Below are 3,784 nucleotides of genomic sequence, written 5' to 3'. Positions count from 1 at the left end.
TCACGCCGCTGGGACGCCGCCGCCGCGCCGGCCCGCGGCGCGCTGGCCGCCGGCGTCCACGAGCTGGCCCGGACGGCGCCCGATCTGGTCGCCTACGGGGCCGCGGACGAGCAGCTGCGCCGGGTGCTGACCATCGACGACGAACTGCGCCGACTGGACGAGCGGGGCGCCTGGGTGCGCGGGCTGGCGTCCGGCTGCCAGGTGCTGGCGGCGGCCGTCGCGGTGATCGCGGCGCTGCTGATCGGGGCACCGTTGGTGGTCGCGGGCACGTTGCCGCCGGTGGTGCTGGCGGTGCTGGTGCTCACCCCGCTGGCGTTGCATGAGGTGCTCGCCACGCTTACCCAGTCGGCACAGAGCGCGACCCGTGCGCTAGCCTCGCTGCGCCGCGTCCGCGAGGTGTTGGATGCCGAACCGGTCGGCGTCGGCGACCGGGAGCTGCCCCCCGGTGACGTGATCTCCGGCCCGTTGGTGCTGGCCGGCCTGGCGATCGGCTGGCCGGGCGGACCGGTGCTGGCCGACGACCTCAATCTGGTCGTCGAACCCGGTGAGAGCGTCGCCGTGGTGGGGCCGTCCGGCAGCGGCAAGACCACCCTGGCCGCGACCATCCTGGGGTTGATCCCGCCGAAGTCCGGCACCGTCACGGTCACCGGACGGGTCGGCTATCTGGCTCAGGACGCCCACATCTTCGCCACCTCGATCGCCGAGAACGTCCGAATCGGCAACCGGGACGCCGATGCCGACGGCGTCCGGGCCGCGCTCGACCGGGCCGGGTTGCCGCTGGACGCCGGCCGGGTCGTCGGCGAGCAGGGTGCGACGCTGTCCGGCGGTGAGGCCCGCCGGCTGGCGCTCTCCCGGTTGTTCGCCGGCGACTACCAGGCGGTGGTGCTCGACGAGCCGTCCGAGCATCTGGACGCCGTTACCGCCGAGGCCCTGCTGGACGATGTCTTCGCCACCATAGCCGACGTGCCGCTGTTGGTGGTCACCCACGACCCGGACGTCGTCGCCCGCTGCGACCGCACGATCGATTTGACGGGTGCAGTCGCCGAGGCACCAGCAGCCCGCTCCAGCACCGGCTGAGGGGGTTGGCACCGTCCCCTATCGTGGAGCGCGTGACCCAGGGGCTGCCGTACCGCAATGCGCCGGACCCCGCCCATCTGGTCCCTCGCACCTTCGGATCGCCGGGCAGGTTCGCCGCGTTCGGCGTCCAGCCACCGGCACCGCCGCCGCACCATCCGCTGGGTCCCGGCAAATTCCTGGTCGTCGTCCTGGTCGTGGTCGGCCTGGTCGTCGCCGGCCTGCAGACGCTGCCGACGCTCGCCACCGCACCCTTCGAGCCGGCCCCGACCAGCACCGAGTCGACGGCGGCCACCAGCCCCCGCGCCCGTCCGGGCGACCCGCTGACCGACAGCAAGCTGTACCCGTTGGCGTTGAACGGCAGCTGCCCCGCGGTGCAGAAGGTCACCACCCGCGACGCCTACGAGAAGCAGGTCAGCGAACTGCTCGGCTGCTTGGAAGGCCTCTTCCGTCCGCTGATCGAGCAGGCCGATGGCGACTTCGCCCCCGCTCAGCACCGGTTCTACGGACGTTCGACGAGTTCGCCGTGCGGCACCCAGCAGGAGGCCTACGCGTTCTACTGCACCAAGGACGCGACGCTCTACTTCTCCGACGAGGTGTTCGAGGACGCCAAATACGCCCGCCTGATGGTGGCCGATGTAGTGATCCACGAGTACGGCCATCACGTGCAGGCGATGATGGGCATGTTCGACGCCGCCGACCGGCTCGGCGAGGACAACGCGGTCACCACTCGCCGTGAGGAACTGCAGGTGTTCTGCTGGACCTACTACGTGTTCGCCACGCTGCCCAGCTTCGCGCTGACCGCCGAAGACCAGAGCTACTTCCGTCAGGTCTGGGACAACACCGACGACCCGGACGGCCATGGCTCGGTCAAGGCGCAACAGTATTGGGGCGCCCGCGGGCTGGCCGCCAGAAACCTGGGCGCCTGCAACACCTGGGCGGTTTCCGCCAACCGGGTCCGCTGACCTCGGCCCGCCGCTTCGACCGAACCGACGCCGCTCGGCGACCCGGTAGCCCTCCCTCGTCGGCATGGCGATGCGCGCACCCGAAAGCCGCCAGCCTCCGAGCCTCAGCAGCGACAGACCACTAGCCTGTCGGCATGGCTGACCTCGCGAGCGCTCCGGTGGAGCGCATCGGATCCCGCGCCCCCGCCGAGGCAGCCCCGGACGACGCCGCGGCGTCCCTTCCACCGGACGATCCCGGCACCTTAGAGTCCCCCCGTGCCACCGATGTGCCAGCGCCGCGGTCGCGTCCGCTGACCATCGCGCAGTTCACCGACAACTACGGTCCGGCCCCCAGCGGCCTGCTGTACGCGGTGCAATTCCTGGAGCGCGAGGTGCTCAAGGCGGGACATCGAGTGCTGCTGGTGGCGCCCGAGGCGAAGGGACCGAACCCACTGGCCGACAATCCGCACCGGCGCGAGATCCGGATGCCGTCGGTGCCGATCCCGGGTGCCGGCATCCGGCTGTCGCTGGGCCGTGACCTGGAGTTCCGGCTGGCCCAGCTGGTGGCCGATCCGCCGGACATCATCCACGTTCACGGCCTGGGCGGGGTGGGCCTGCTGGGCATGTGGGTGGCGCAGCGCGCCGAGCGTCCCCTGGTGGTCACCTGGCACACCGACCTGGAGGCCTACGCTGAGCACTACTGGCATCTGGGACCCTTCCTGAACGCCGCCTACCGGCTGTTCGCGATGCGCGCCGAGTCGAAGCCGTGGGCGAAGCTGCGCAAGCTGCGGTTCAAACGGCCCCGCCGCGGCGGCGCCCAGCTGGAGCTGCTGCAGGCGGCGTCCGACATGTTGAGCACCGCCGACCTGGTCACTACGCCGTCGGACAAGACCGGCCGGCGGGTGCTCGAACTGGCGCCCGGCGCGAAGGTGAAGGTGGTGCCCAACGGCGCCGACCCGCTGCCCGAGCGGAAACCGATCCCGCACGGACGGGGACCGCGGCTGCTGTATGTGGGGCGTATCTCGCCGGAGAAGGATCTCGACCTGCTGCTGGACGCCTTCGAGCTGGTCCGCGATTTCGAGCCGAACGCCGAGTTGATGATCGTCGGCGACTTCCACGAGACCGCCCCCGTGTTGCGCCGCCGGTTGCAGCGGGCGGCCCGCTACGGCGGCGTCCGGCTGGTCGGACGGGTGCCGCACGACGAACTGGCCGCCTATTACGGCGGCTCGGACCTCTTCGTCTTCCCGTCGCAGACCGACACACAGGCGCTGGTGCTGCACGAGGCGGCGCTGTGCGGGCTGCCGTTGGTGATCGTCGACCCCGAACTGAACCTGGTCATCGATCCGGGCGTGAATGCCCTGGTGGCACGGCCGAATATGGTCTCGTTGAGCCAGGCGATCATGTCCATGCTGCGGCTGCTGGCCGATGAGGAGTTCGCCGCGCAAGCGTCCGCACGCAGCCGCGAGCTTGCCGGGCAGTGGACGATCGAACGCCAGGCGACAGCCATGCTGGGCATCTACACCGACCTGATGGCCGGACGCCCGGTGCAGACCAGCGACTACCTCAAACCCGATCTCGGACGCCCCCGCCTCGGCGGCCGCCTGCACTGATCCGTCACCCGCCGGCGCTGTTAGGGAAGCGCTGATCAATGCTGTTCCGAGCGAGGACGTGCCCGGCGGGATGAGCTGCGGCCCCCAGATCTTGTGGGCGTACTGGACGTACGGCGCAAGATTTGGGGGCCGCAGATCGCCCGTCCGGGTGCGCCG

General features: G+C 70.9%; 3 protein-coding genes. All 3 read left to right on the top strand.

Translation table 11 applies throughout. The features are described 5' to 3' along the window. The coding region (locus QM619_RS06360) for an ATP-binding cassette domain-containing protein (protein ID WP_415105580.1) at window positions 1-1,077 on the top strand (1,077 nt) is incomplete at its 5' end. A gap of 32 nt (window positions 1,078-1,109) precedes the next feature. Then, window positions 1,110-2,039: a neutral zinc metallopeptidase gene (locus QM619_RS06355; RefSeq protein WP_415105577.1), complete on the top strand. Its 930-nt coding sequence runs from the start codon at window positions 1,110-1,112 to the stop codon at window positions 2,037-2,039. Between the two features lie 134 nt (window positions 2,040-2,173). Beyond that, window positions 2,174-3,628: a glycosyltransferase gene (locus QM619_RS06350; protein WP_415105574.1), complete on the top strand. Its 1,455-nt coding sequence runs from the start codon at window positions 2,174-2,176 to the stop codon at window positions 3,626-3,628. Window positions 3,629-3,784 lie beyond the last annotated feature (156 nt).

It is taken from the genome of Micropruina sp., from assembly GCF_047606665.1.
Taxonomy (GTDB): Bacteria; Actinomycetota; Actinomycetes; order Propionibacteriales; family Propionibacteriaceae; genus Micropruina.
This window is presented reverse-complemented; position numbering and strand designations above follow the sequence as displayed.

Excerpts from the sequence above, each read along its gene's own strand:
- QM619_RS06350 (WP_415105574.1), top strand. The coding sequence starts at position 2,174 with ATGGCTGACCTCGCGAGCGCTCCGGTGGAGCGCATCGGATCCCGCGCC.